At 67.3% G+C, this 24,851-nt stretch carries 18 protein-coding genes and 8 pseudogenes; 12 read left to right on the top strand and 14 right to left on the bottom strand.

All coding sequences use genetic code 11. The annotated features are described in order from the left end of the window. Positions 1-45 precede the first annotated feature (45 nt). The 3 genes and pseudogenes from QQK48_RS03450 to QQK48_RS03440 form a co-directional block, all read left to right on the top strand. Positions 46-579: pseudogene (locus QQK48_RS03450) on the top strand (TetR/AcrR family transcriptional regulator); the annotation flags it as partial. A 163-nt stretch (positions 580-742) separates the two neighbouring features. Continuing rightward, positions 743-970: an aldo/keto reductase gene (locus tag QQK48_RS03445; RefSeq protein ID WP_284327485.1), complete on the top strand. Its 228-nt coding sequence runs from the start codon at positions 743-745 to the stop codon at positions 968-970. Positions 971-1,014: 44 nt separating this feature from the next. Next, on the top strand, positions 1,015-1,563 hold the full coding sequence (locus tag QQK48_RS03440; protein WP_284327484.1) for an aldo/keto reductase: 549 nt from the start codon (positions 1,015-1,017) through the stop codon (positions 1,561-1,563). A gap of 187 nt (positions 1,564-1,750) precedes the next feature. Here the strand turns inward: QQK48_RS03440 and pgi are convergent. The 4 genes and pseudogenes from pgi to QQK48_RS03420 all read right to left on the bottom strand — a co-directional run. Further along, positions 1,751-3,437 (bottom strand): annotated as a pseudogene (gene pgi / locus QQK48_RS03435) (glucose-6-phosphate isomerase). A gap of 78 nt (positions 3,438-3,515) precedes the next feature. Next, positions 3,516-3,794 carry a hypothetical protein gene (locus QQK48_RS03430; protein WP_284327483.1) on the bottom strand — a complete coding sequence of 93 codons (279 nt, stop codon included), beginning with the start codon at positions 3,792-3,794 and terminating at the stop codon, positions 3,516-3,518. 96 nt (positions 3,795-3,890) lie between these two features. Then, the gene (locus tag QQK48_RS03425; protein WP_284329294.1) at positions 3,891-4,574 is read right to left on the bottom strand and encodes an amidohydrolase family protein; all 684 of its coding nucleotides are present in this window, start codon (positions 4,572-4,574) and stop codon (positions 3,891-3,893) included. 112 nt (positions 4,575-4,686) lie between these two features. After that, positions 4,687-5,076: pseudogene (locus tag QQK48_RS03420) on the bottom strand (guanine deaminase); the annotation flags it as partial. Between the two features lie 554 nt (positions 5,077-5,630). Between QQK48_RS03420 and nrdI the strand changes: the two are divergent. From nrdI to nrdF, 3 pseudogenes are all read left to right on the top strand, one after another. After that, positions 5,631-6,203 (top strand): annotated as a pseudogene (nrdI, locus tag QQK48_RS18955) (class Ib ribonucleoside-diphosphate reductase assembly flavoprotein NrdI); the annotation flags it as partial. Between the two features lie 99 nt (positions 6,204-6,302). Further along, positions 6,303-8,409, top strand: a pseudogene (gene nrdE, locus QQK48_RS18950) (class 1b ribonucleoside-diphosphate reductase subunit alpha). Between the two features lie 39 nt (positions 8,410-8,448). Next, a pseudogene (nrdF, locus tag QQK48_RS03395) lies at positions 8,449-9,424 on the top strand (class 1b ribonucleoside-diphosphate reductase subunit beta). An 84-nt stretch (positions 9,425-9,508) separates the two neighbouring features. Here nrdF and QQK48_RS03390 read toward each other — a convergent pair. The 4 genes and pseudogenes from QQK48_RS03390 to allB form a co-directional block, all read right to left on the bottom strand. Beyond that, positions 9,509-9,865: a hypothetical protein gene (locus tag QQK48_RS03390; RefSeq protein WP_284327480.1), complete on the bottom strand. Its 357-nt coding sequence runs from the start codon at positions 9,863-9,865 to the stop codon at positions 9,509-9,511. Further along, positions 9,849-10,349 carry a glycosyltransferase family 2 protein gene (locus tag QQK48_RS03385; protein ID WP_284327479.1) on the bottom strand — a complete coding sequence of 167 codons (501 nt, stop codon included), beginning with the start codon at positions 10,347-10,349 and terminating at the stop codon, positions 9,849-9,851. The genes QQK48_RS03390 and QQK48_RS03385 overlap by 17 nt, the downstream gene beginning before the upstream one ends. An 18-nt stretch (positions 10,350-10,367) precedes the next feature. Beyond that, on the bottom strand, positions 10,368-11,276 hold the full coding sequence (gene pucL, locus QQK48_RS03380; protein ID WP_284327478.1) for a factor-independent urate hydroxylase: 909 nt from the start codon (positions 11,274-11,276) through the stop codon (positions 10,368-10,370). 59 nt (positions 11,277-11,335) lie between these two features. Further along, positions 11,336-12,674 (bottom strand): annotated as a pseudogene (gene allB, locus QQK48_RS03375) (allantoinase AllB). Positions 12,675-12,769: 95 nt separating this feature from the next. Between allB and QQK48_RS03370 the strand changes: the two are divergent. Next, entirely contained in the window at positions 12,770-13,741 is a 972-nt protein-coding gene (locus tag QQK48_RS03370) for an XdhC family protein (protein WP_284327477.1), read from the top strand. Here the strand turns inward: QQK48_RS03370 and QQK48_RS18945 are convergent. The 3 genes from QQK48_RS18945 to QQK48_RS18935 are packed head-to-tail and all read right to left on the bottom strand — an operon-like array spanning position 13,701 to position 17,332. Beyond that, positions 13,701-14,657, bottom strand: coding sequence for a xanthine dehydrogenase family protein molybdopterin-binding subunit (locus tag QQK48_RS18945; RefSeq protein WP_348523745.1), 957 nt, complete (start codon positions 14,655-14,657; stop codon positions 13,701-13,703). The two genes, QQK48_RS03370 and QQK48_RS18945, sit on opposite strands and share 41 nt — an antisense overlap. Positions 14,658-14,673: 16 nt before the next feature. After that, a complete protein-coding gene (locus tag QQK48_RS18940) occupies positions 14,674-15,294 on the bottom strand; it encodes a molybdopterin cofactor-binding domain-containing protein (protein ID WP_348523421.1) in 621 nt (206 codons plus the stop codon). Continuing rightward, positions 15,188-17,332: a 2Fe-2S iron-sulfur cluster-binding protein gene (locus QQK48_RS18935; RefSeq protein WP_348523420.1), complete on the bottom strand. Its 2,145-nt coding sequence runs from the start codon at positions 17,330-17,332 to the stop codon at positions 15,188-15,190. Before QQK48_RS18935 ends, QQK48_RS18940 begins: the two co-directional genes overlap by 107 nt. Before the next feature lie 275 nt (positions 17,333-17,607). Between QQK48_RS18935 and QQK48_RS03355 the strand changes: the two genes are divergently transcribed. From QQK48_RS03355 to QQK48_RS03340, 4 genes are all read left to right on the top strand, one after another. After that, entirely contained in the window at positions 17,608-18,666 is a 1,059-nt protein-coding gene (locus QQK48_RS03355; protein WP_284327476.1) for an ABC transporter substrate-binding protein, read from the top strand. Between the two features lie 75 nt (positions 18,667-18,741). Continuing rightward, positions 18,742-19,854 (top strand): ABC transporter ATP-binding protein, encoded by a 1,113-nt coding sequence (locus QQK48_RS03350; RefSeq protein ID WP_284327475.1) that lies wholly within the window; start codon positions 18,742-18,744, stop codon positions 19,852-19,854. 12 nt (positions 19,855-19,866) lie between these two features. Further along, positions 19,867-20,358, top strand: a complete 492-nt coding sequence (locus QQK48_RS03345; RefSeq protein WP_284327474.1) for an ABC transporter permease — start codon at positions 19,867-19,869, stop codon at positions 20,356-20,358. Next, entirely contained in the window at positions 20,355-21,233 is an 879-nt protein-coding gene (locus tag QQK48_RS03340) for an ABC transporter permease (protein WP_284327473.1), read from the top strand. The genes QQK48_RS03345 and QQK48_RS03340 overlap by 4 nt, the downstream gene beginning before the upstream one ends. 132 nt (positions 21,234-21,365) lie before the next feature. On the opposite strand, the gene QQK48_RS03335 is transcribed toward QQK48_RS03340, so the two are convergent. Genes QQK48_RS03335 through QQK48_RS03330 form a run of 3 tightly spaced genes read right to left on the bottom strand, consistent with a single transcriptional unit; the run spans position 21,366 to position 22,259 of the window. Beyond that, complete coding sequence (locus QQK48_RS03335) at positions 21,366-21,491, bottom strand: M15 family metallopeptidase (RefSeq protein ID WP_488798430.1); 126 nt, start codon at positions 21,489-21,491, stop codon at positions 21,366-21,368. Beyond that, on the bottom strand, positions 21,476-21,577 hold the full coding sequence (locus QQK48_RS21155; RefSeq protein WP_488798429.1) for a hypothetical protein: 102 nt from the start codon (positions 21,575-21,577) through the stop codon (positions 21,476-21,478). The genes QQK48_RS03335 and QQK48_RS21155 overlap by 16 nt, the downstream gene beginning before the upstream one ends. Further along, positions 21,537-22,259, bottom strand: coding sequence for a hypothetical protein (locus QQK48_RS03330; protein ID WP_284327471.1), 723 nt, complete (start codon positions 22,257-22,259; stop codon positions 21,537-21,539). The genes QQK48_RS21155 and QQK48_RS03330 overlap by 41 nt, the downstream gene beginning before the upstream one ends. Positions 22,260-22,325: 66 nt before the next feature. On the opposite strand from QQK48_RS03330, the pseudogene ligA reads away from it, so the two are divergent. Then, positions 22,326-24,473: pseudogene (gene ligA / locus QQK48_RS03325) on the top strand (NAD-dependent DNA ligase LigA). Positions 24,474-24,851 lie beyond the last annotated feature (378 nt).

The raw sequence follows: 24,851 nt of genomic DNA, 5'->3' as shown, positions 1-24,851 counted from the left end.
CGCGCGAAACGTCGTTCCACCAGTGAACTCCACAAGTGTAGAATTATGCAAGCCGAACGGCTAACCTGCGGTCATGGCCACACGGGAGATGGAGCGCGAGCCCAGGCGTGGGCGCCGCCGAGGGAGGACACCACACGCGACGCGATCCTGGATGCCGCGCTGGCCGCGTTTGCCGACGAGGGCTTCGACCGTGCCACCATGCGATCGATCGCCTCCTCCGCAGGCGTGGATCCGGGCATGATCCGCCACTGGTTTGGCGACAAGGACGGGCTCTTTGTGGCGACCGTCATTGACAGGACTCCCACCGTCGACCGCCTGCGCGCCGGGCTGGCCGACACTGGCCCGGGCAGGGGGCGCCGCTTTGCGGACGCGTACCTGGGGCTGTGGGAGGACGAGCATTCAGGTCCCATCCTCCGTGCGCTCTTGCGGTCGGGAGTCGCGACGCCACAGGCCCTGGAGATTCTGAGGCGCGTGCTCGGCGGTGACACAGTGGATCAGGCCGATGCTGGCGATGCCCGTACCAGGGGGATCGCGCTCGCGGGTTCGCATCTGCTCGGGGTGGCCATCACCCGCTACGTCCTGAGGATTGGTGATGGCGACCGTGCCGCGGGAGGCGTTGCTCGACGAGCCTCGGCCCCGTCCTCGACGGGTACCTGCAACGCGGCTAGACAGACGCATCGGCCGGGAATCTGTGGGACGCCGCGATGGTTGGCCTCACCATGGTTGATTCCGTCAAGGCTCAATGATTCGACGTCCATCCCCCAGGCTCGGTTTCGGCACCTACTTGGTGCCGCCCGAGGAGACCGTGGCTACGGTGTCCGCTGCGCTCGAGGTGGGCTACCGCCACATCGACACCGCCCAGATGTACGGCAACGAGGCTCAGGTCGGCGAGGCCGTCGCCGCCTCGGGCATCGCCCGCGACGACATCTACCTCACCTCTAAGGCTCAACAACTCGAAGCACGGCCGTGACGACGTCCTGCGGTCCTTCGACGAGACCCTCGACAAGGCTCAAGGTGGATCGCCTGGACCTCTTCCTGATTCACTGGCCGCTTCCCACGCGCTACGACGGCGACTTCGTGTCGACCTGGAAGGCGATGCTCGAACTCAAGGAGGACGGCCGCCTCACGTCGGTAGGTGTCTCCAACTTCCAGCCCGATCACCTGCAGCAGATCATCGACGCCACCGGCGTCGCTCCCGCGGTGAACCAGATCGAGGCACACCCCTACTTCCGCAACGACGGCGCACGGCTCGCCTCGCACGAGCACGCGATCGCCGTCGAGGCGTGGGGTCCCCTGGGTCAGGGAGCAGTGCTGAAGGACGAGGTCATCGGTGAGATCGCGGCCGAGACGGGTCGCGCCGCCTCGCAGGTGATCCTGCGCTGGCACCTCCAGCGCGGGGACATCATCTTCCCCAAGTCCATGCGTCGTGAGCGCATGGAGGAGAACTTCGCGATCTTCGACTTCACGCTGACCGACGAACAGGTCAGCCGCATCGACGCCCTCGACCAGGGCGCCGCCGGTCGTGTGGGCCCCGACCCCGACACGTTCGACTGGATCGGCTAACCACCCCACGGCGGTCCCTGGGCGCCGTCCAGGGGATTCCAGCGCCCCCGACTCTCCGCGCTGCGCGCCAGTGGGCACTGAGGGCGCGTTCCGAGACTCCGCCGCCTCCCAGTGGACCCTCAGCGCGCCCAGACGCCACGATGCCCCGGTCACCGCGAGGTGACCGGGGCATCGTGCTGCAGGAGGGTTACTTCCGGTTGGCCCGGTAATAAGCGATGAGCGCCTGGGTCGAGGCGTCCTGCGCCTCGAGTGCGGCGTCGTCGCCCTCGATCGCGGGAGCGATCTCGAGCGCGAGCTTCTTGCCCAGGCTCCACGCCCCACTGGTCGAACGAGTTGATGCCCCAGATCACGCCCTGCGTGAAGGTGATGTGCTCGTACAGGCCGATCAGGCTGGCCGAGCACCGCGGGCGTCAGCGACGGCGCGAAGATCGACGTGGTCGGCTTGTTGCCGGCGAACGTACGAGCGGCCACCAGTGCACCGGTGGTGCCCTCGGCCTCCACCTCCTCGGAGGTCTTGCCGAAGGCCAGCGCCTTGGTCTGCGCGAGGAAGTTCGCGAGGAACAGGCTGTGGACGTCCTGGCCGCCGTCCTCGAGCGGGTAGGCGGGGTTGACCACCGCGATGAAGTCCGCGGGGATGAGCCTTGGTGCCCTGGTGAATCAGGCTGGTAGAAGGCGTGCTGGCCGTTCGTGCCGGGCTCGCCCCAGAAGATCTCGCCGGTCTCGGTCGTCACCGGAGTGCCGTCCCAGCGCACGGACTTGCCGTTGGACTCCATGGTCGGTTGCTGCAGGTATGCGGCGAAGCGGTGCAGGCTGCTGCGCGTAGGGCAGAACCGCATGCGACTGCGAGCCAAGGAAGTTGACGTACCAGATGTTCAGCAGGCCCATGAGGACGGGAACGTTCTGCTCCAGCGGCGTCTCGGCGACGTGGCGGTCGACCGCGTGGAAGCCCTCGAGGAGGCTCTCCGAACACGTCGGGGCCGAGCGCGATCGCGAGCGACAGGCCGATGGCCGAGTCGACGCTGTAGCGGCCACCGACCCAGTCCCAGAAGCCGAAGGCGTTGGTGGGGTCGATGCCGAAGTCCGCCACCTTGTCCAGCGCCGTGGACACGGCGACGAAGTGGTGCGCGACCGCATCGGCCTTCTTAGCGTCGTCCGAGACGTCGACGCCGGCGGCGGCGAGTGCTTCCCACAGCCACGTGCGCGCCAGGCGTGCGTTGGTGAGGGTCTCGAGCGTGGTGAAGGTCTTGGAGGCGACGATGAAGAGGGTGGTCTCGGGGTCGAGGCCCTTGGTCTTCTGGCCGATGTCCGTGGGATCGATGTTCGACACGAACCGGGCGGAGATGCCGGCGTTGGCGTAGGGCTCGAGTGCCTCGTAGACCATGACGGGGCCGAGGTCCGAGCCGCCGATGCCGATGTTGACGACCGTTTCGACCTTCTTGCCGGTGATGCCGGTCCACTCGCCCGAGCGGACGCGCTCGGCGAACTCGGCGACACGTCCGAGGACCTCCTGGACGTCCTCGTCCACGTTCTGGCCGTCGACGACCAGGGCGGGTTCGGCATCGGCCGGGCGGCGCAGCGCGGTGTGCAGCACGGCGCGGTCCTCGGTGGTGTTGATGTGCTCTCCCGCGAGCATGGCCGCGTAGCGCTCGGCGACGCCGGTCTTCTTCGCGAGCCTTCACAAGCGAGGCGAGGATCTCGTCAGTGATGAGGTTCTTCGACAGGTCGACGTGGAGGTCGGCCAGCGGGAACGAGAAGCGGGACACGCGGTCCGCGTCGGCGGCGAACCAGCCGCGCAGGTCGGGGGCGAAGCCCTCCTGGTGGGAGGCGAGTTCCGCCCAGGCGGACGTGGTCGTGGCATCGATGGGTGCGTTCACGCCTACCAGGCTAGTCGGGTGTGGGCGGCGCGTCTCTGGGACCTTCGGGGATCTCGCCGACTTTTCACCTACGTAAACCTAGGCCGGCCCGAAACGCTCGGTGATCTCGTCGGCCCAGCCAGCATCGGCCAACCCGGCGCGGTCAAGCAGGTCACGCCAGTCCGACTCGGCGTGGTCCACCGCATCGGCGAAAAGTCCGCGGTGGGCTCGCGACACCATCAGGATGGCGGCGTGGACACGCTCGGGATCCACGGACCCCGGGAGCGAGATGCGCTCCAGCGCGCTCAGGACTCCGGCCGAGTCGACGCCGAAGTCCTCCACCGCGCGCTCGCGGACCCTATCGCTCACCACTGCCATGGCCGGAATCCTCTCATGGGCCCTTCGAATGGGGGATCTAGTGTCATGACGCGCTCGTGGTGCCACTCGATCCCGCATCGCGGCCGAGGAGCGGGGCTAGAGCGGCGGCGCGACCGCCCGCTTGCCCTGCACGAACACCCCGGCGATTGCGGGCTGGCGCAGCCCCATCAGCAAGGTGAAGAGTTCCTCGAGAGTGGCCTCATCCTCATCGTCGGAGCGGATGCCCATCGACAGCATGCCGTCGAGCGGCTCCCAGAGTTTCTTGTCGATGAGGAGGAAATCGGCGTCCTTGCCCGGGTCGAAGTTGCCGAAGGCGTGCTCCATGTCGAGTGCGCGCGCCCCCGCAAGCGTGGCGGCGAACAGCAACTCCGCCGGGTGGAGCGCTGTGCCCGCCTCTCCCTCCTCGGAGATGTGCACCTTGTAGCAGTCGCCCGCGACCCGCGAGATCAGCCACTCGTCTCCGGCTCCAATGTCAGACCCCAGAGATACGTTGACACCAGCGGCCACCGTGGCACGCCAGGGCATCGTCCCTGACCCGAGGAACAGGCGGGAGGTGGGGCAGTGAGCGATCGACGTCCCCGTCTCCGCCATGCGTGCCAACTCGCCCGCCTGGGAGTGCACCGCGTGCGCGAGGGTGGAGCGGCGGCCCAGCAAGGTCGAGCCGCCCTGCTTCGAGCCGGGAAGGAAGTGCCCGTCGTAGGTGTCGAGGTAGGAGTTGACGCCGTATGTGCCCAGCACGGCGGCGATCTCGCCGTCGCCCTTGCGGTTGTTCTCGTTCAGGTGCGAGTGGAAGTAGACGCCGCGCCCACGGACCTCGTCGTACAGGCTCGCCCATCGCGGCCAACGTGGTCGGCGTCACCGACAGGGAGAAGCGGGGCACGATGCCCACCTGGACCTTGGCAGTGCGGGCGTCTCCCGTGTCGACGGCATGCCAGCGCGCGATCTCGTCGGCCACCATCTCGATCGCGGCGGCTTCACTCGTCATGAGGGCCGATGCCGTGTCGGGGCCCACCGTCTGCACGCCACGTCCGGAGACGATGCGCAGGCCCGCGTCCAACGTGGCGTGGTACAGAGCATCCTGCGCCACGGGGAACGCCGAGCCGAAGACCATGGCGGCGGTGGTGCCAGCGGCGATGCGACGGCGCGTGAAGTATCGGGCGGCCTGGTCCGCGAAGGCCGGGTCCGCGTAGCGCGCCTCGGTGGGGAAGATGCAGTGGTCGAGCCACTCGAGCAGGCGCCCGCCGCCGTGGGCTGCGGTGGCGTAGGCCTGCGGGAAGTGCACGTGGCTGTCCACGAATCCCGGGATCAGATAGTCCGCACGGGTGACGGGGGCATCGGCCCATTCCAAGGGGAGTGCGGCATACTCGCCGCACCAGGCGACCGTGCCGCCTTCGGCGACCACGAGCGCCCCGTCGGGGAGCGACACCAGATGCGAGGTGACGTCCGCCTGATCGGGATGGCCTGCGATGTGAAAGATGTGTGCGCGGTAGACGGTGGGGGACACGAGGTGGCCTTCCTCAAGGACTCGGGCCCGGCCCGAGGGGCGGGACACTGGCGCCCGCTGACTGCTCTGAACGCCACGCTAGTCGGACAGGATTTCACCCACATTTCTTGGGCGCAGTGCCGCGACATCCGCCACGTCGGCGTGTCGTCTCGGCGTGTCAGCACAGCCGCCGGGCGTGTCGCCGTCGCTGTCCACCGCTATGCACAGGCTGCCCACAGGGGCTGTGCACAAAACTGTGGAAGAAACACACCATCTAGTGGTGGCTTCCGGGGCTTGCCCCCAGATATAGTGATGAACGTTGTCCTCGAATCCGTCCCCGAAAGGAAGTCCTCATGACGATCTCGGTCTACTCGAAGCCCGCCTGCGTGCAGTGCACGGCCACCAAGAAGGCGCTCGAGCGTGCCGATCTTGAGTTCCAGATCTTCGATGTCACCGAGGACCAGGACGCGTACGACACCGTGATGAAGCTCGGCTACCTCCAGGCCCCCGTGGTCATCGCCGGAGACGAGCACTGGTCCGGCTTCCAGCCCGACCGCATCGCGAAGCCTGGCCGAGCGCGCCGCTTCCTAACGGAAACCCCATGGCCTCGCTGGTCTACTTCAGGCTCGGCATCGGAGAACACTCGCCGATTCGTCGACAAGTTAGGCGTGCCAGCCGAGCGCATCCCGCTCCTGCCTACCGAAGGCCACCTCACGGTGGATGAGCCCTACGTGCTCATCGTCCCCACCTACGGCGGAGGCAACGGCAAGGGTGCGGTGCCCAAGCAGGTGATCAAGTTCCTGAATGACGAGCACAACCGCTCGTACATTCGGGGCGTCATCAGCGCGGGCAACACCAACTTCGGGGCGGCCTACTGCATCGCAGGCGACATCATCGCCGACAAGTGCAAGGTGCCCCACCTGTACAAGTTTGAACTTTTTGGGACGCAGGACGATGTCACTGCGGTCCGCGACGGATTGGAGAAGGCTGTGGAAGCAACAGTGATCGAGAAGCCCCGCACAGGGATGGACTACCACTCGCTGAACGCGATGCTGAACCTCTACGACACCGAGGGCAACATCCAGTTCGACAAGGACCGCGAGGCGGCCCGCGAGTACTTCCTGCAGCACGTCAACCAGAACACGGTGTTCTTCCACTCACTCAAGGAGCGCCTGGACTACCTGGTCGAGAAGAACTACTACGAGCCCCAGGTGCTCGAGCAGTACGACTTCTCCTTCATTCAGGGCCTCACCGACCGCGCCTACGCGAAGAAGTTCCGCTTCCCCACGTTCCTCGGAGCGTTCAAGTACTACACGTCGTACACGCTGAAGACCTTCGACGGTCAGCGCTACCTCGAGCGCTACGAAGACCGCGTCGTGATGGTGGCTCTCGCACTCGCAGCGGGTGACGAGAAGGCGGCCACCAGCCTCGTCGACGAGATCGTCTCGGGCCGCTTCCAGCCGGCCACACCCACGTTCCTCAACGCGGGCAAGGCTCAGCGCGGAGAGTTCGTCTCGTGCTTCCTGCTGCGCATCGAAGACAACATGGAGTCCATCGGTCGCTCCATCAACTCCGCGCTGCAGGCTGTCCAAGCGCGGTGGCGGCGTGGCGCTGTCGCTGTCGAACATCCGCGAAGCCGGCGCGCCCATCAAGCACATCGAGAACCAGTCCTCGGGCATCATCCCCGTGATGAAGGCTCCTCGAAGACTCCTTTACGTACGCGAACCAGGCGGGTGCGCGCCAGGGCGCCGGTGCCGTGTACCTGTCCGCACACCACCCGGACATCATGAAGTTCATGGACACCAAGCGTGAGAACGCGGACGAGAAGATCCGCATCAAGACCCTCTCGCTCGGCATCGTGGTGCCGGACATCACGTTCGAGCTCGCGCGCAACAACGAGGACATGTACCTCTTCAGCCCCTACGACGTGGAGCGCGTGTACGGCGTGCCCTTCGGCGACATCTCGATCACCGAGAAGTACCACGAGATGGTGGACGACTCGCGGATCCGCAAGACCAAGATCTCGGCCCGCACGTTCTTCCAGACGGTCGCGGAGCCTTCAGTTCGAGTCGGGCTACCCGTACATCGTGTTCGAGGACACCGTGAACCGCGCGAACCCCGTCAAGGGCCGCATCAACATGTCCAACCTCTGCTCGGAGATCCTCCAGGTCAACACCCCCTCGGTGTTCAACGAGGACCTCACCTACGAGCAGACCGGCAAGGACATTTCCTGCAACCTCGGCTCGATGAACATCGCCACCGCGATGGACGGCGGCAACCTGGGCAAGACCGTGGAGATCGCCGTGCGCGGCCTCACCGCCGTCTCGACCCAGTCGTCGATCGACTCCGTGCCGTCCGTCAAGTACGGCAACGACCGCGCCCACGCCATCGGCCTTGGCCAGATGAACCTCCACGGCTACCTCGGCCGCGAGCGGATCCACTACGGCTCCGAAGAAGGCATCGACTTCACCAACATCTACTTCTACACGGTGCTGTTCCACGCCATCGCGGCGTCGAACGCCATCGCCAAGGAGCAGGGCGCCTCGTTCGAGGGCTTCGCCGACTCCAAGTACGCGTCGGGCGAGTTCTTCGACAAGTACACGGACCAGGAGTGGGTGCCCGCCACGGCCCGCGTCGCGGAGCTCTTCGCCGATGCCGGCATCGCCATCCCCACCCAGGACGACTGGCGTGGTGAAGGCCTCGGTGCAGGAGTTCGGCATCTTCAACCAGAACCTCCAGGCCGTGCCGCCCACCGGTTCCATCTCGTACATCAACAACTCGACCTCGTCGATCCACCCGATCGCCTCGAAGATCGAGATCCGCAAGGAAGGCAAGCTGGGTCGTGTGTACTACCCGGCGCCCTTCATGGACAACGACAACCTGGAGTACTTCCAGGACGCGTACGAGATCGGCCCCGAGAAGATCATCGACACCTACGCCGCTGCCACCCAGCACGTGGACCAGGGCCTGTCGCTGACGCTGTTCTTCCCGGACACCGCCACCACGCGTGACATCAACAAGGCGCAGATCTACGCGTGGCGCAAGGGCATCAAGACCATCTACTACATCCGCATCCGCCGCCTGGCGCTCGAGGGGACCGAGGTCGACGGCTGCGTCGCCTGCATGCTGTAACGCTCGTCTCGATTCGATCCGTCACGTAAAGGAACTCACATGACCGAGAAGCCGACCCTCGTCAGCCACGTCGACGCCATCAACTGGAACCGCATCCAGGATGACAAGGACGTCGAGGTGTGGAACCGCCTCACCGCGAACTTCTGGCTCCCCGAGAAGGTCCCGATCTCCGGCGACATCCAGTCGTGGGCGACGCTCACGCCGGAGGAGCAGACGCTCACCATGCGCGTGTTCACCGGCCTCACGCTGCTGGACACCATCCAGGGCACCGTCGGCGCCGTCTCGCTCATTCCGGACGCGCTCACGCCGCACGAGGAGGCCGTCTACACGAACATTGCGTTCATGGAGTCGGTGCACGCCAAGAGTTACTCGTCGATCTTCTCGACGCTGTGCTCGACCAAGGAGATCGACGAGGCGTTCCGCTGGTCCACCGAGAACCAGAACCTGCAGCGCAAGGCTCAGATCGTTCTCGAGTACTACCACGGTGACGACCCGCTGAAGAGGAAGGTGGCCTCGACACTTCTCGAGTCCTTCCTGTTCTACTCGGGCTTCTACCTGCCCATGCACTGGTCCAGCCGCGCCAAGGCTCACGAACACCGCGGACATGATCCGCCTCATCATTCGTGACGAGGCTGTGCACGGCTACTACATCGGCTACAAGTTCCAGAAGGGCCTCGAGAAGGAGACCCCGGAGCGTCGCGAGGAGTTGAAGGAGTACACCTTCAACCTCCTGTACGACCTCTACGAGAACGAGGTCCAGTACACGCACGACCTTTACGACAGCCTCGGCATGGCCGAGGACGTCAAGAAGTTCCTGCACTACAACGCCAACAAGGCCCTGATGAACCTGGGTTACGAGGCGCTGTTCCCGTCCAACGTGTGCGACGTGAGCCCGGCGATCCTGTCGGCCCTGTCGCCCAACGCGGACGAGAACCACGACTTCTTCTCCGGCTCCGGCTCGTCCTACGTGATCGGCAAGCACGAAGAGACCACGGACGACGACTGGGACTTCTAAGCCCCATCCGTCACGCGCGAGGGCCCCGCACCATCACGGTGCGGGGCCCTCGCTGCTGAGGTGGCGTCAGCGTCGCGTGACGGACTACCTCGCCGCGCGCGCGGAAGCGATGCGGACCGCGGACGCCATGCCGCCGTCTCCGTACGAGATATCGCCGATCGGCTCCTCGGGGTGGCGCACCATCAACTCTTCCGCACGGGCGCTCGCCAGGATCGCTCGCGACTCGAGGGCGAGCAGGGCATCGCGCATGTGGGCCTCAAAAAGTGGCCGATGCCGGTCGATGAGCAATCCGTAGAGGTCGACCCGGCCGGACATGGAACGAATGTTCGCGGAGGCAGGCGCGGTCCGGTACTCGATCAGTGGTTCGGGGACGATGCCGATCGTGCCGCCCTCCGAGAGTAAGGTCAGGAAGAAGTCCCAGTCCTCAAACCCCGAGCGCATGCCCTCGGCGTATCCTCCGCATCGTTGCCAGGCCGTCCGGCGCACCAGCGCCGTCGCGGGACACGCGTTGCGCGCGAGGAAGTCGACTGCGGCGCCGCCGGCCGGTTTTACCACGGCATCGACGACCCCATGCAGGTGCATCCAGGCTCGATGCGGCCACCATGGCAGGGTTGCTGTCGAGCAGGGACGCGGTGCCCTCAATGAAGGAGGGTGCGAGCCGGTCGTCGCCGTCGAGAACCACGACGAGGTCCGCGGTCGCCGCACCAAAGCCCGTGTTACGCGCGACGCTCACACCGGAGTTCGGTTGTGAGATGACGTCCGCGTCAAGCGAGCGGAGCACGTCGAGCGAGGAGGGGTCGTTCGAGCCGTCGTCAACCACGATGACCTGTGCCGGCGTGGAGGTCTGCGCCCACGCGGACGCCACCGCCTCCGCGATGAGTTCTCCCTGGTTGAAGGCCGTAATGACGACACTGACACTCGCCATAACGTCAGCGTATCCGCGTCACACCAACCCGGAGTACTTCTCCCATGCGAGCGGCGCGGGCGGGAACTCGTCGCGCACCACGGAAGCCTGAATCAGCCCGTAAGGCCGGTCGTCGGCGTGGAAAACCTCGCCGCGGTTCTCGATCCCGAACCGCCCGAGGTCGTAGTCGAAGTGGTGCTTGTTGGGCGCGGACAGGCGGATCTCCACGACGGACTCGTGTGCCTCCAGGACGGCGCGGCCCATCTCGAACAGCGTCTGCTGCAGCGCCAACGAGTGATGCGTGGCAAACACCGCCGCGAGAATCCCAGCGACCGACGCGTACAGCGCGTTCCAGTCCTCGCCTGTGCCGGGCGCCAGGCGCCATGACGCCACTAGCGACGTGGCCATGATGCGGTCGTCCGTCGGGGCGAGGACGGTGTACTCGTCCTGCAGGAAGCCGTGGAACTCGGACCCTGTCGACTTCAGGAGGGTGAGGTCCTTGAGCCCTTGGATCACGTGCTCGATGCGATCCTCGCCCGCGCCGTCGACCGTCACCGCGGCGGTGCGCACCTCGCGCCCGGTCCGCGCCCAGGTGTGGTCATGGCTCGTGCCATCGACGATTACCCGCTCCCAGGCGAACTCCTCGATCTCGATGCGGGCGCCGGTCACGGGCTCCACGTCGTCGACGAAGTGGCGTGCGAGCGCCAGCGCGTAGTCCTCGATGGGGTTGAGCCCCACCGTCTTGGCGTAGGCGTACGCGGTCTGTTTCTGGGTGTCGGTGGGCAGCACGGTCGCCTGGTCGCCGGTGAGGTGAGCGTCGTCAAAGCCGCCGCGCAGGCACGTGGACACGTTGACGTCGGTGATCTCGTGCCGGGCGGTGTCGCGCACGATCCGCACGATGCGGTTCTCCGCCTTGCCGTACTGATGAGGTCCGAGGGTGATGGCCATGTGGCCCTCCTTGCGTGTCCGTGCGGGTCGCCCCGCGTCCATGTGGCCGATGCGGCGCGCTAGCGCCGCTCGATCAGCCGGCCCGTGCGTCGAGCGGGGGCTCGCGACGGGAAGATCTGGGCGCCTGCCAGCCAGGTGCGGCGCACCCTGCCGGTGAGTTCGTGGCCGTCGAACGCGCTCACGGGGTTGCGATGCGACAGGTCCGAGGCGTGGACTGTCCAGCGTTCCGTGGGAGCGAAGGCGACGAGGTCGCCGCGCTTGCCCACGGCGATGGATCCCTTGTCGGTGAGTCCTGCGAAGGCGGCGGGCCTCTGGGTGACCCACGCGGCGGCATCGGCGAGTCGGATGTCCCGAGCATGGGCGCCGCTAGCGACGGCGGCAAGCATCACCTGGACGCCAGAGATGCCTCCCCACGCACGCGCCCAATCTCCGTCCGCGCCCACCTTCAGGCTCGACGGTCGCGGGCGAATGATCGGAGGCGACCAGGTCGATGGTGCCGTCGACCAATGCCTCCCACAACGCCTCCCGGTTGGCGGCGTCCCGCACGGGCGGGCAGCACTTGTACTGGGTGGCGCCGTCGGGGATGGAGGCGGCGTCAAAGGTGAGGTAATGCGGGCACGTCTCGACGGTGAGTCGCACGCCGGCGCGCTTCGCAGCACGAATCGAGGGCAGCGCCGCCGCGGATGACAAGTGCAGAATGTGGACGCGGCAGCCGGTAGCGCGGGAGGCCTCGATGACCGAGTCGATGGCGCTCGTCTCGGCCGCATCGGGCCGTGAGGCGACGAAGTCGTCGTAGTGGGTGCCGCCACCGTGGGGAAGCAGCGCTCCGGGGTCCTCCGCGTGAACAATCAGAAGTCCGTCGAAGGAGGCGATTTCGCGCGCCGCCTCGAACAGTTGCGGACGGGTGAGATGGGGGAACTCGTCGACCCCGGAGGGCGACAGGAAACACTTGAAGCCAAAGACCCCCGCGTCGTGGAGTTCGCGCAGGTGCCCGAGCGAGGAGGGGATGGCGCCGCCCCAGAATCCGACATCCACGGAGACCTGAGGCGTAGCCGCGGCGCGCTTGAGCAGCAAGGCCTCGACGGTGGTGGTCGGCGGGATCGAGTTGAGTGGCATGTCGATGACGGTCGTGGTCCCGCCCGCGGCGGCCGCAAGGGTGGCGGAGGTGAAGCCCTCCCACTCGGTACGGCCGGGTTCGTTGACGTGGACGTGCGTGTCGACCACGCCGGGCAGGAGGACCTCGTCGTCGGCGAGTGTCACGTCGTCGCGGGCATCGATCTCCGCGTCAAACCCCGCGACGGAGACGATGAGCCCTGCGCGCACGGCGACGGCCGCGCTGTGCCATTCGTCGCCGATCAGCGTGCGTTGTGCCCGCACCACCAGGTCGATCTCCGTCATGGCTCCGACACTAGGGACAACGTGTTGCGGGCGCGTGTCGAGCGGATGGCGAGAACGGCAATGCCGCCGAAACACATCAGCCGTACAGTCGGCTCATGCTGGACATCGCGACCGAACTCGAGCTCTCGCTGGGGCGCGGGCACCGTGTGGGAGTCGTCACGGTCGCGGCCGTTCACGGTTCCGCACCGCGCACGGTCGGGTCCGCGATGGCGGTCGATGAGGCCGGCGACGTGATCGGAGCGATCTCCGGTGGCTGCGTCGAGTCTGAGGCGTACGAGCTTGCGCTGGCCGCGCTCGCGGGCTCGCTCGGTGTCGCCTCCACGGACTTGGGCCTCTCCGATGACGATGCGTTGGCGGCGGGCCTAGCCTGCGGCGGGCACCTGGGCGTGGTCGCCTCGGTGCTTGACCCGGCCGATGCTGCGGTGCGTTCCCAACTCGCCCTCGCCGCTCGCGGCGAGGAGGCGGCGCTCGACATCGACCTGGCCTCCGGCGAGGTCCGCCCGGCCGATGCCGGGGAGGCGCGGGCGGGGACGCTTCGGATCCGGCGCGAGACTGCGCCGCGACTGATCATCGTGGGCGCGGTGGACTTCGCCTCGGCGCTTGCCACCGCGGCGCGGCCGCTGGGCTATCGGATCACGGTCGTGGACGCACGCCCCGCTTTCGCGACGGAGCGTCGGCACCCCGATGCGCATGAGGTGGTTCGCGCGTGGCCGGGTGACTATGTGGCGAACGAGAGCATCGGGCCTCGCGACGTGATCTGCGTCTTGACGCATGAGGAGCGTTTCGACATTCCCGCGCTCGTGGCTGCGCTCGCCAGCGACGCCGGGTTCGTGGGCGCGATGGGGTCGCGGCGCACGGATGCGCGCCGGCGCGAGTTGTTGCGCGATGCGGGCGTTCCGCAGGAGTCGCTTGAGCGTCTGCGCAGCCCTATCGGGTTGGACCTCGGGGGAGCGTCGCCCGCGCAGACCGCCGTGTCGATCGTGGCGCAGATTGTCGCCGATGCGCATGGCCGCCACGGCGGCCACCTCAGCGAGCGCACCTCCGCGACCATCCACGCTCGCGGCTAGCGACGCCGCGTCGCCTCTGCAGCATTCGCCACACGCGGTCGCGGGTCATCGGCAATGTGAAGGGGCGCACCCCCACCGCACGCCGGATCGCGTTGGCGAGCGCCGGCGCCACGGGGTTGTACGGCGACTCTGACATCGACTTCGCACCGTACGGTCCGAGGGCGTCCGAGGTGGTCGCGAACAACACGTGCGTGCGCGGCACGTCGGCCATCTGCGGGATGCGGTACTGACGGAATGCGGGATTGGACACGGAACCGTCCGGCGCGATCAGCACCTCCTCGTACAGCGCGGAGCCGATGCCTTGGGCGACGCCGCCCTCGATCTGGCCCCGGCACTGCTCGGGGTTGATGACCACACCGGCATCGGCGGTCTGTACCGACTTGAGGATGCGCACCTCACCCGTGGCGCGCCGCACTGCGACCCTGAAAGCCTGCACGTTGAAGGCGACCGAGCGTTCGCGTTGGTCGAGCTCGGTCTCGCACCAGGCGCTGTCTCCCCGCATCACGGAGGGGTCTGCGGCGGCGAGGACCTCGGCAACCGTCGCGGTGCGACCGCCTCCCGTCACTCCATCGGGAGTCCAGGAACATGCCTCGGGCGCGATGCCGAGCACCGATGCGCCGGCGGTCACGAGCACGTCCTGCAGTGCCACGCAGGAGGCGTGAAGTGCCTTGGAGGCCACCACGATGCCCGTCGAACCAAAGGCTCCCGTGTCGTGACGCACGGCGTCGGTGTCGGCGTGCACCAAGGCGATGCGGGACCACGGCACGCCGAAGACCTCGGACACCACCTGCCGGTGCACGGTGGTGGTGCCATTGCCGAACTCCGCGGTGCCCGAGCGCACCTGGAACACGCCATCGGGCCCGAGGCCCACGGCGGCGACCGACCGATGCCCGCGCGGCGGCAGCGTCGCGATCATGGAGGCGGCCATGCCCTCACCGATGTCCCAGCCGGCGGGCGGCGCGACATCGTCCGGGCCCGCAAGGGTCTCGCGGGCGAGGTCGAGGCATTCGTCGAGGCCGTAGGACCCAAACTTCAGGTCCTCCTCTGGCGCTCCGGCCACGATGAAGTCGTCTCCTGGCCGCACCGCGTTGAGTCGTCGCATCTCGAAGGGATCGAGATTCAGGCTGGAGAGCGAGGTCATCAAGCACGGACTCGATCGCAAAGATCACCTGGCCCAGTCCGTAGCCCCTGAACGCGCCCGAGGGGACGTTGTTCGTGTAGACCGCTTCGGCATCGAGCCGCTTGACCGGCGCGCGGTACACGGCGATGGACTCCGAACAGCCATGGAACATCACACCGATGGCGTGGTTGCCATACGCGCCCGTATCGCTCAGGACGTCGAGGTGCAGGGCGGTGAGGCGCCCGTCGCCGTCGGCGCCCGCCCGCACCGCGACCCTGAAGGGGTGGCGCACGGAGGTGCGGATGAACTCCTCTTCGCGCGTCATCTCATAGGCCACGGGCCGGCCGGTGCGCAGCGTCGCGAGCGCGACGATGTCCTCGCAGAACATCTCCTGCTTGCCGCCGAACCCTCCGCCCACGCGTGCCGTGAACACGCGCACCTTGGCGCGCTCCATCCCGAGCACGTGCGCCAGGCTCGTTGCGCACGAGGAATGGCACCTGCGAACTCGTGCGCAGCGTCAGGCGGCCATCGTCCGCCACCCACGCCACGGCGCCGTGGGTTTCGATTTGCCCGTGGGTGACGCGCGCGGTCTGCCAGGTGCCCGATGCCGTGACGGCGGACGCGGCGAGGGCCGCCTCCACGTCGCCGGTGGCGTCGTGCGCGGACGCGACCACGTTGCGGTTCGCGTCGGCCACGCGGTCGGCGGGGGTGCGGTGCGGGTGAAGGACCGGCGCGCCAGGGGAGCGCGCCGCTTCGGGGTCGAGGACGTGCGGCAGGACGTCGTAGTCGACGCGGATGGCGTCGACGGCGAGATCGGCGAGTCGCTTGGTTTCGGCGACCACGACGGCGACGCGTTGACCCACGAAGCGCATGGTGTCGTCGATCACGCGGGTGTCGTCGGGGTCGTCCTCGCGGTGCTCGTGCCTGCCCGTGGAGAACCACACGTCGGGGGAGTCCGCGTGCGTGAGGACCGCGAGCACGCCGTCCATGGCGAGGGCGGCGCTGGCGTCGATGGCGACCACGCGCGCATGAGCATGAGGGGAGCCGAGGACGGCCAGGTGCGCGGTTCCCGCGGGCATCTCGTCGAAGGTGAAGGGCTCGTGTCCCGCGACGATCCTGTCGGCGGCCGGGTGAGTGACGGTCGCCCCGACGCCAGGCCCGCTCGTCGCCGGCGCGGCCGATGCTTCTGGCCTGGCGAGGGTGCGGGTGCACCCGCCACATCCTTCGGCCGTACCGCAGACGGCATGCGTGATCGCCTCGCGGATGGGGCGGTAGCCGGTGCAGCGGCAGAGGTTGCCGCGCATCGCCTTCGCGAGTGCGGCGGGGTCTGCCACGGTCGCGGCGTCAAGCGTCGAGGCCGTCACCGCCATGCCGGGCGTGCAGAAGCCGCACTGGAACCCAAAGTGATCCGCGAGCGCCTCCTGCACCGGCGCTAACTCACCCGCGGGCGCGAGGCCGGCGGCCGTGGTCACCTCGCGCCCCCGCGCGCGCTGGGCGGGTGTGATGCACGAGTGGACCGCCTGTCCGTCGATGAGGACAGAACACGCGCCGCAGTCTCCCGAGTCGCAACCCTTCTTGACCTCGACATGGCCGGCTTCGCGCAGGAACGTCCGGAGACATTGGCCGGGTGCGGGGTCGCCAGGAACGGGGGCGCCGTTGACGGAGTACGTCATGCCAGGCTCCTCCGCGACCTCGGCCAGCAGTGTGGCCGAGACGGCCCGCCGCCAGTCCCCGGTGCCCAAGGCGTCGGAGTAGTAGCCGGTGGCGGCGAGGGCGGCGGCCACCACCTCATCGGGCGTCGGCACCGTGGCGTAGCGGAGGACCACGGGCGTCGCGGTGGCGGCGGTGATGACCAGCACGCAGGAGCCGTCCGCGTCGCGCCTGCCCGTCAGGAGTGCCCCGGATCTGCCGTGCTCGGCCAAGGCGATGCGCCGATGCGCGGTGTGGCTCGCGAGCGCTGCGGCCGGAAAGGTGACAGCACGGATGGCCTCCCCGCGCTTGAGGGAGGACAGACCGTTGCCCGCGGGGATGGCGCTCACGGGAACGATGTCGGTCCCGGACGGCCCCCAGACCTCTGCCGTCGCGTCGAGTGTCGCTCCGAGGGCGATCATGGCGCCCGCCGCGAAGGACCGGGCGATGTTCCCACCCACGGTCGCAGAGGTCTGCACCTTGAACGACGCCAGGAGGGACTCGGCGCACTGGCGGAACAGCGGCGAAGCGCCCACCATTGCCGCGTCGCCCCACTCGGCGAGGGCTGCGATGGTGGTCATCGATCCCACCGTGAGGGAGCCATCGGGCTCCGAGGCGATGCCCGCCCAGCCCATGGCTGAGAGGTCGACGAGGCCGGTGACATCAGGCTGGGACTCGGAGTACAGCCAGGTCGCGCCCGCCATGAACTCCTCGCCGGGGGCGAGGACGAGATCGGAGCGTGAGTGCGCCACCCTCATCGTGCGGACGGCCACGAGGTCCATCGCTGCCTCCCTCCTGCCTGGTACGAGCGTCTCAGGTGGCCGCCGCATCGGCAGCCTGGAACGCCAATCTGCCACGGCGTTCTCACGGCGCTTGACCAAAGCGCGTGAAATTTACGGACCGGAAACACGCCGGGCACTTCCGACGAAACGCCTGGTGATTAGCGTCTCGCCCAGCGGCGCTCCTGAGGGGGAGCGCCGCCCACACGATGGCGAGGGAGCCACCGCCCGCGGGGATCCCTCCCTGCGGGCGTCCCCTGGCACGAAGGAGAAACCGTATGTCCCCGAACGTCCTGACCCCTGGGTCAACCGCCAAGCGAGCACTGCTCGCCGCCACGGCCGCCGTCGCCGCACTGACGCTTGCCGCTTGTGCGTCGGGTTCAGCGGAGGAGGAGCCCACGTCGTCGGACTCTGCCGCTCCTGACACGTCCGCTGAGGCTGCCGTCGAGTCGTTCGGCGACATCGCCGTTCGGCTGTCGTGGATCAAGAACGAGGAGTTCTCCGGTGAGTTCTTCGCGGACTCGCAGGGCTACTACGCGGAGGCGGGATTCGAGACGGTGAGCCTCACCCCTGGCCCGTCCACCGGCGTCGCGGAACTGGTCTCCGGTCAGGCCGATGTGGCGCTGTCCGACGCGGTCTCCATCGGCTCGGGCATCGGCAACGAGGGTGCGCCGCTGAAGATCATCGGCGCCACCTACCAGAAGAACCCGTTCACGGTCCTGTCGCTTGCGGACGGCGGCAACATCGCCACGCCCGAGGACATGATCGGCAAGAAGATCGGCGTGCAGGACTCCAACACGGCGCTGTTCCTCGCGCTGCTGGCCGCCAACGGTCTTACCGAGGATGACGTGGAGATTGTCCCGGTCCAGTACGACCCCGCGCCGCTGGTTTCCGGCGAGGTCGATGGCTTCATCGCCTACCTGACCAACGAGTCGCTGATCCTCCAGGCTGAGGGTCACGAGGTCACCAACCTGCCGTTCGCGGACAACGGACTGCCATTCGTCGCGGAGACTTTCTCGGTCACGGACGACTCGATCGCGAACGAGCGCGAGAAGCTCAAGGCCTTCCTCGTCGCGGAGATCAAGGGTTGGACCGACGCCGTCAACGACCCCGCTGAGGGTTCACGCCTCGCCGTGGAGGAGTACGGGGCCGACCTGGGCCTCGACCCCGAGGTCTCGGCAGAGGGTGCCACCGTCCAGGCCGAGGAGCCTGGTGGTCTCCGACGAGACGGCCGCCAACGGCCTGTTCACGATCTCCGAGGAGCTCCAGACCGAGACCGTCGCCTCGCTCGCTGGCGCCGGCATCGAGATCACCGCCGACCAGGCTGTTCGACATGACGCTGCTGGACGAGGTGTACGCAGAGAACCCCGACCTGGTCGCCTACGCGGGCTGATCTGGGACTGCTTCACACGATGACAAGCACCACCGCGGCCGGTGTCCAGGGCGAGACCCTGGGCACCGGCCTGCACATCGACGGTCTGACCAAGGTCTTCACCACTCGCACCGGGTCGGTCACAGCGCTCCAGGACGCCCACATTCAGACGGCGCAGGGCTCGCTGCTCGCGCTCTTGGGTCCCTCTGGCTGCGGCAAATCGACCATCCTGCGCATCCTTGCGGGGCTTGAGGAGCCGACGAGCGGCACCATTCGCGTCGACGGACGTACGCCTGAGGACCTGCGCGCGTACAACGAACTGGGCATCGCGTTCCAGGACTCGGCGCTCCTGCCGTGGCGGTCCGTCTACAAGAACATTCGGCTCCCCTTCGAGGTGGCAGGCGTCGCCGTCGATGACGACTACATCGCCGAACTCATCTCGTTGGTGGGCCTCAACGGCTTCGAGAAGGCCAAGCCCGCGCACCTGTCCGGTGGCATGCGACAGCGCGTGTCGATCGCCAGGTCCCTGGTGCTCAAGCCGTCCGTCCTTCTGCTCGACGAGCCCTTCGGCGCGCTCGACGACATGACGCGCCAGAAGGCTCAACCTCGAACTGATGCGCATCCTCGCGGCCAAGCCAGCCACCACCTTGCTCGTGACGCATGGCATCACCGAGGCGATCTTCCTCGCCGACCAGGTGGCCGTCATGAGTCCCCGGCCCGGCCGCGTCAAGGAGATCATCGACATCGATCTTCCGCGCCCCAGGACGCCCGAGATTCAGCGCACTCCCGAGTTCCATGCCTACGTGGACCACGCGTCAGACCTGCTCTTCGGGGCAGGGGGCGCCGCCGCCGAGGAGGACTGATGGTGCGCCCGCTCCCCGCGTGGGCCTCCTCGCTCGCCGGCGCCGTGACGCTGGTGGGCCTGTGGTGGGTCATCGGTGCATCGGCCCAGGCCACGAAGGGAGACGCCGCAGGCATTCCCACGCCGCCGCAGGTGTTCAGCAGCCTTCGCGGAGTCCGGCTGGAGCCTTCTACTGGAACAACTTCTCCATCACCGTGCGCGAGGCGGCGCAAGGCTACCTCTGGGGCTGCGGACTTGCCCTCATCTTGGCGGCACTCGTGCTCGTGGTGCCTCGCCTTGAAGGCGTCGTGATGCAGGCTCGCGGTGGTGTCCTACTGCATCCCCGTGGTGGCGATCGGCCCCCTGCTGCTGCTCATCCTCGGGGTTCCCGCGGCGGGCGAGCCGTCGCAGACCGCAGCAGCCCTCGCCGCCATCTGCGTGTTCTTCACGACCGTCGTCGGCACCCTTCTCGGCCTCAAATCTGCCGACCGTGCCAGCCTTGACCTGGTCGCCGTCTACGGCGGTTCGCGCTTCACGCAGTTGCGGAAGGTGCGTCTCATCTCTGCACTTCCCGCCACGCTGACCGCCTTGCAGGTGGCGGTGCCCGCGGCATTCCTCGGCGCGATTCTTGGCGAGTATCTCGGCAAGGTGGAGTCCGGGGTGGGGCCCGCGATGATCATCGCGCAGCAGTCCCTCAACGCCCCGCGCCTATGGGCACTGTCGCTCGCATCGGGCCTCGTGGCGCTCACTGCCTACATGCTTGTCGGCACGCTCACGCGCCTGTCGGCTCCGTGGGCAAAGGGGCAGACGGCATGAGCGACACCATTCCCTCGACGGCTACTGACGCGCGTCAGGTCACGGACCTCTCCGATCACGTGCGCGCCGAGAGCCGGCGGGCCGCTCGCCGCGCGCTCGTCTCGTCGCTCGGCACGTTTGTGGGCGCACTGGCGGCCGTGCTCGTCATCTGGCAGGGCGCGATCATGGTGTTCGATCTCTCGCCCTACGTGGCGAAGGGCCCCGTCGACGTGTGGCGCTACTTCACGTCCGATGTGGACGCGGCGGACAACCGCGCGGAGGTGGCCGCCAACCTGGGCGTCACGATGGCCGATGCGCTCATCGGCTTCGTCGCAGGGCTGACTCTCGCGGTCCTGATCGCCATCCTGTTCCAGTTGTCGAAGGGCCTCGAGGCGGCGCTGATGCCGGTGGCGCTACTGCTGCGCACGGTTCCGCTGATCGCGTTCGCGCCCGTGGTGATCATGATCTTTGGCCGAGGGTTTCTCACCACTGCCGTCATGGGTGGCATCGTGGTGCTGTTCCCTGCCTTGGTCAACATCGCCTTTGGTTTGAAGGGTGCGAGCCCTCAGATGCTCGACGTGGTGACGGTGTACGGCGGCGGAGCGGTGACAAGGCTCCGCAAGGTCGCGATGCCGGGGTCCCTGCCCGCGTTCTTTGCGGCGGTCCGCATCTCGGTGCCCGGCGCCATCACGGGTGCACTCCTCGCCGAGTGGCTCGCGACCGGCGGCGGCATCGGCGGTGTGATCAACGGCTACTTCGCCCAGGCGAAGTTCACGGACATGTGGGCATCGGTGGTGGCCGTGACCGCGGTGTCGCTGGTGCTCTACAACGTGGTCGCGATCATCGAGAACACGGTGCTCGCCCGCATGGGCATGCACCCCTCCCGCCGATTCTGATCGCTGTAGGAACGTCAGCGCTCATTCTTGCGGGCGGCCGCGTCGTGTAGGAACGTCAGCACTCATCGGCCCGAGTGGCCTGGGAGGCAGTACCAGCCGGACGGGGTGAGACTCGCACCCCGTCGGCCGCATCTAGTGACCGTTCACGGAGAAGTGCATCCAGTCCTCGCGGCCGGTCCAGTGGCCGCCCCACTTCCACCCGATTGCGGTGAACGCCGAGTACACCTCTGACGCCTCGTCGATCATGCCGGTGCGGATCCACTCCCTGTCGAGGTAGGCCTCGGAGGCTCGGGAAACAACTCGTCATCGCGATGGAACGGGTTGTGGAAGGGATTGATGTCGATGGCCTTGCCGTAGGCGTGCTGCGACCAGCGTTCGACAGGCTCCGACGATCTGCCGACACGTGAAGCCGCTCGTCACGTTGTGATCACCGGTCGGCGGAGAGTCGCGTTCCTCGCGCGAGATGACGCGCATTTCCTCGATGGGGTACTGCGCGTCGAAGATCTTCTCAAACGCCTTGGCGACGTCTTCGACGTGGTCCTCGTGGATGATCATCTCGCCGGTGTGGACCTTCTTGTCGAATCCCCAGTACGGCATCTCGATGTACGCCATCTCGCTGATGTCAACGGGGCATCCCGCCTGCCACGACGATCGAGTGACCACGTCCTGGGGAACGTCCATCGAGATGCGCTGGAACCACTCCTCGGACTCGGGGTCGGGAAGCCAGGCGCGAGGCTCGAGCCGACGGTCCTGGAGCGCCTCCGGCGTGTCCCCGGGAACCCCAAGGTTGTTGTCTCCCATGTCGAGAGGCACCTGCCCTAGCCACAGCGGGCGGGCGTAGGTGCCGTCCACTGTGGGCGCTGCCGTGATGGTGACCGCCGGCTGCGCGGAGGGTTCCGCCGTGGTCGTGGCGTGCGCGGTCACGGTCACGGTGGGGCTCGTGGTTCCGTCCACGAGGGAGCACCCCGCGAGAGTGGTGGCGCAGGCGGCGCCCACGAGCGTAACGATCCAGGTCCGGGAAAGCATGCGGTCAGGCTAGTCACGGTCAGTGACATTGACTAGGGCCGATGCGGGGCGTGCGGGCCGCACGATGTGGGTGGGTCGTGGTGGGATAGGACCGTGAGCGACCAGAACGATCCCCGCGTCCGCCATCAGGATCTTGTCCAGCAGGTCGAGGAGCATCGGGCGCGCTACTACGGCGACGATGCACCCACCATTTCTGACGCTCAGTACGACGCTCTTGAGCGCGAACTGCGCGAGATTGAGGCAGCACACCCGGAGGCTCGCCGAGCCTGATTCACCCACACAGACGGTCGGAGCCGCGCGTGCCGAGACGGGCTTCGCCTCCGTGCAACATCGCGAGCGCATGTGGAGCCTCGACAACGCATTCAACCTGGCCGATGTAGAGGCGTGGCTGGCGCGGGTGGGCCGCGAGGCGGGGAGCAGCGCGTCGTGTGCGAGCCCAAGATCGACGGGCTGTCGATCTCACTGACGTATGAGAATGGCGAACTCGTGAGGGGCGTCACGCGCGGAGACGGGACCACGGGTGAGGACGTGACAGCCAACGTGCTCACGATCGGCACGATTCCTCGCACCCTCACGGGGTCTCACGTGCCGCGGTTGGTCGAGGTGCGCGGCGAGGTGTTCCTGCCCGTCGCGGCCTTTGAGGAGCCTGAATGACCGTCTGCGCGAAGCGGGCAAGGACCCCTACGCGAATCCTCGCAACACGGCTGCTGGCTCGTTGCGGCAAAAGGACTCGGCGGTGACAGCGTCCCGTCCCCTCGATGTGACGACGTACGCGCTGGGTGCTCTCGAGTGGGGGAGGCGGGGCCCGACCCGCGCGCCCTCACGCAACACGGCATCTATGAAGTTCTCGCCGATTGGGGTCTTCCCACCAGCGCGCATGTCAAGACGGTCGAGGGCATCGGCGCCATCGAGGAGGCGCTTGCCTACCTTGAAGACCACCGTCACCACCTGGTTCATGAGATTGACGGTGCGGTGCTGAAGGTCGACGACCGCGCCGTGCAGTCGGAACTCGGATTCACGTCTCGCGCACCGCGGTGGGCGATCGCGTACAAGTTCCCGCCCGAAGAGGTCCACACGGTCCTCGAAGATATTCGCGTGGATGTGGGCCGCACGGGCCGTGTGACTCCCTACGGAGTCATGACGCCGGTCACGGTGGCGGGTTCCACCGTCACGTACGCGACGCTTCACAACCGCCACGAGGTCAAGCGCAAGGGAGTGCTGATCGGTGACACCGTCGTGCTGCGCAAGGCAGGCGATGTGATCCCGGAGATCGTGGGGCCCGTGGTGGCCGCGCGAAAGGGCACGGAGCGTGAGTGGCAGATGCCCACGGAGTGCCCGTCATGCGGCACGCTGCTCGCCGAGCAGAAGGAAGGCGACAAAGACCTGCGGTGTCCGAATGCGCGGGCCTGCCCCGCGCAAATCATCGATCGCATCGCGTTCATCGGCTCGCGCAGTGTGCTCGACGTGGAGGTTCTTGGCGAGAAGGCCGCTGCCGCCCTCGTCGAGTCCGGAGTGCTGGCCAACGAGGCGGGTCTGTTCAGCCTCACGGAAGACGACCTCCGTCGGGTCCCGATGTTTGTTTATGACGTGGACGAGAAACTCACCAAGAAGCAACGCGAAGCCGGCGTCCTGGGGCGCCGCGCCGGAGATGTGGCCGAGAACGGCAGGAAGGCTGATCGACAACCTTGCCGCTGCGAAGACGCAACCGCTGTGGCGGGTGCTGGTCGGGCTCTCGATTCGCCACGTGGGGCCGAGCGCATCACGGGCCATCGCCACTGCGCTGGGAAGCATGGACGCGATTCGTGGAGGCTCGCGAGGAGGACCTCGCGGCGATTGAAGGGGTGGGGACCGTCATCGCACAGTCGCTGCGCCGATGGTTCGACGTGGACTGGCACGTCGAGATCGTGGAGTCATGGGCCGCGGCCGGCGTGCGCATGGAGGATGAGCGTGACGAGTCGGTGGAGCGGACTCTTGACGGCCTCACGGTGGTGGCAACCGGCACGCTCGAGGGGTTCACGCGCGATTCCGTGAAGGAAGCGATCATCTCCCGCGGGGGCAAGGCCGCATCGTCGGTCTCTAAGAACACGGACTATGTGGTGGCAGGCGCCAACGCGGGTTCCAAGGCGACCAAGGCCGAAGAGCCTTGGAGTGCCGGTGCTCGACGAGGCCGCCTTCGTGGAGCTTCTCGCGCACGGCCCAGCGGACCTCGCGTGAACTGCATGCGTGTGGCCCATCGGCCGTGCGGCCAAGCCGTTCCGGCTCCCTTTGAGCAGGGATGACTAGACCCGCAGAGATTTCTTCAAAGAATTTTCGGCTGGATCGGGCCGAAGGAGGCCAAGCGGGCGCGTCGCATCGGTCATTTACCAGGACTTTTGAGTGTCAGAGGCCTGTTGTGTGGCCGATTTGACGTGGAGGTTCATCTGGCCGTAATGTTCTTCTCGCTGCCGACGAGGGAAGCGCTCGAAAGGTCCTGAGGGGCCTCACTGAGCCCCACGAGACAGCACCTCCAACCTCCTGAAACGCGGACGTTAGCGCGCCCGCGATGATGTAGGATGGAGAGCCCGCTCCGGGCAAGACAACACGCCAAGAAAA

The sequence above is a fragment of the Demequina litorisediminis genome (assembly GCF_030161615.1).
In the GTDB taxonomy this organism is placed as follows: Bacteria; Actinomycetota; Actinomycetes; order Actinomycetales; family Demequinaceae; genus Demequina; species Demequina litorisediminis.
Note: the sequence above shows the minus strand (reverse complement) of the source record. Positions and strands in the feature narration are given on the sequence as shown.

Coding starts and splice junctions, on each gene's coding strand:
- QQK48_RS03445 (WP_284327485.1), top strand. CDS start 743: ATGATTCGACGTCCATCCCCCAGGCTCGGTTTCGGCACCTACTTGGTG.
- QQK48_RS03430 (WP_284327483.1), bottom strand. CDS start 3,794: ATGGCAGTGGTGAGCGATAGGGTCCGCGAGCGCGCGGTGGAGGACTTC.
- QQK48_RS03390 (WP_284327480.1), bottom strand. CDS start 9,865: ATGCGCTCGGGGTTTGAGGACTGGGACTTCTTCCTGACCTTACTCTCG.
- QQK48_RS03385 (WP_284327479.1), bottom strand. CDS start 10,349: ATGGCGAGTGTCAGTGTCGTCATTACGGCCTTCAACCAGGGAGAACTC.
- pucL (WP_284327478.1), bottom strand. CDS start 11,276: ATGGCCATCACCCTCGGACCTCATCAGTACGGCAAGGCGGAGAACCGC.
- QQK48_RS03370 (WP_284327477.1), top strand. CDS start 12,770: ATGCTGGACATCGCGACCGAACTCGAGCTCTCGCTGGGGCGCGGGCAC.
- QQK48_RS18945 (WP_348523745.1), bottom strand. CDS start 14,657: ATGATCGCGACGCTGCCGCCGCGCGGGCATCGGTCGGTCGCCGCCGTG.
- QQK48_RS18935 (WP_348523420.1), bottom strand. CDS start 17,332: ATGGACCTCGTGGCCGTCCGCACGATGAGGGTGGCGCACTCACGCTCC.
- QQK48_RS03355 (WP_284327476.1), top strand. CDS start 17,608: ATGTCCCCGAACGTCCTGACCCCTGGGTCAACCGCCAAGCGAGCACTG.
- QQK48_RS03350 (WP_284327475.1), top strand. CDS start 18,742: ATGACAAGCACCACCGCGGCCGGTGTCCAGGGCGAGACCCTGGGCACC.
- QQK48_RS03340 (WP_284327473.1), top strand. CDS start 20,355: ATGAGCGACACCATTCCCTCGACGGCTACTGACGCGCGTCAGGTCACG.
- QQK48_RS03330 (WP_284327471.1), bottom strand. CDS start 22,259: ATGCTTTCCCGGACCTGGATCGTTACGCTCGTGGGCGCCGCCTGCGCC.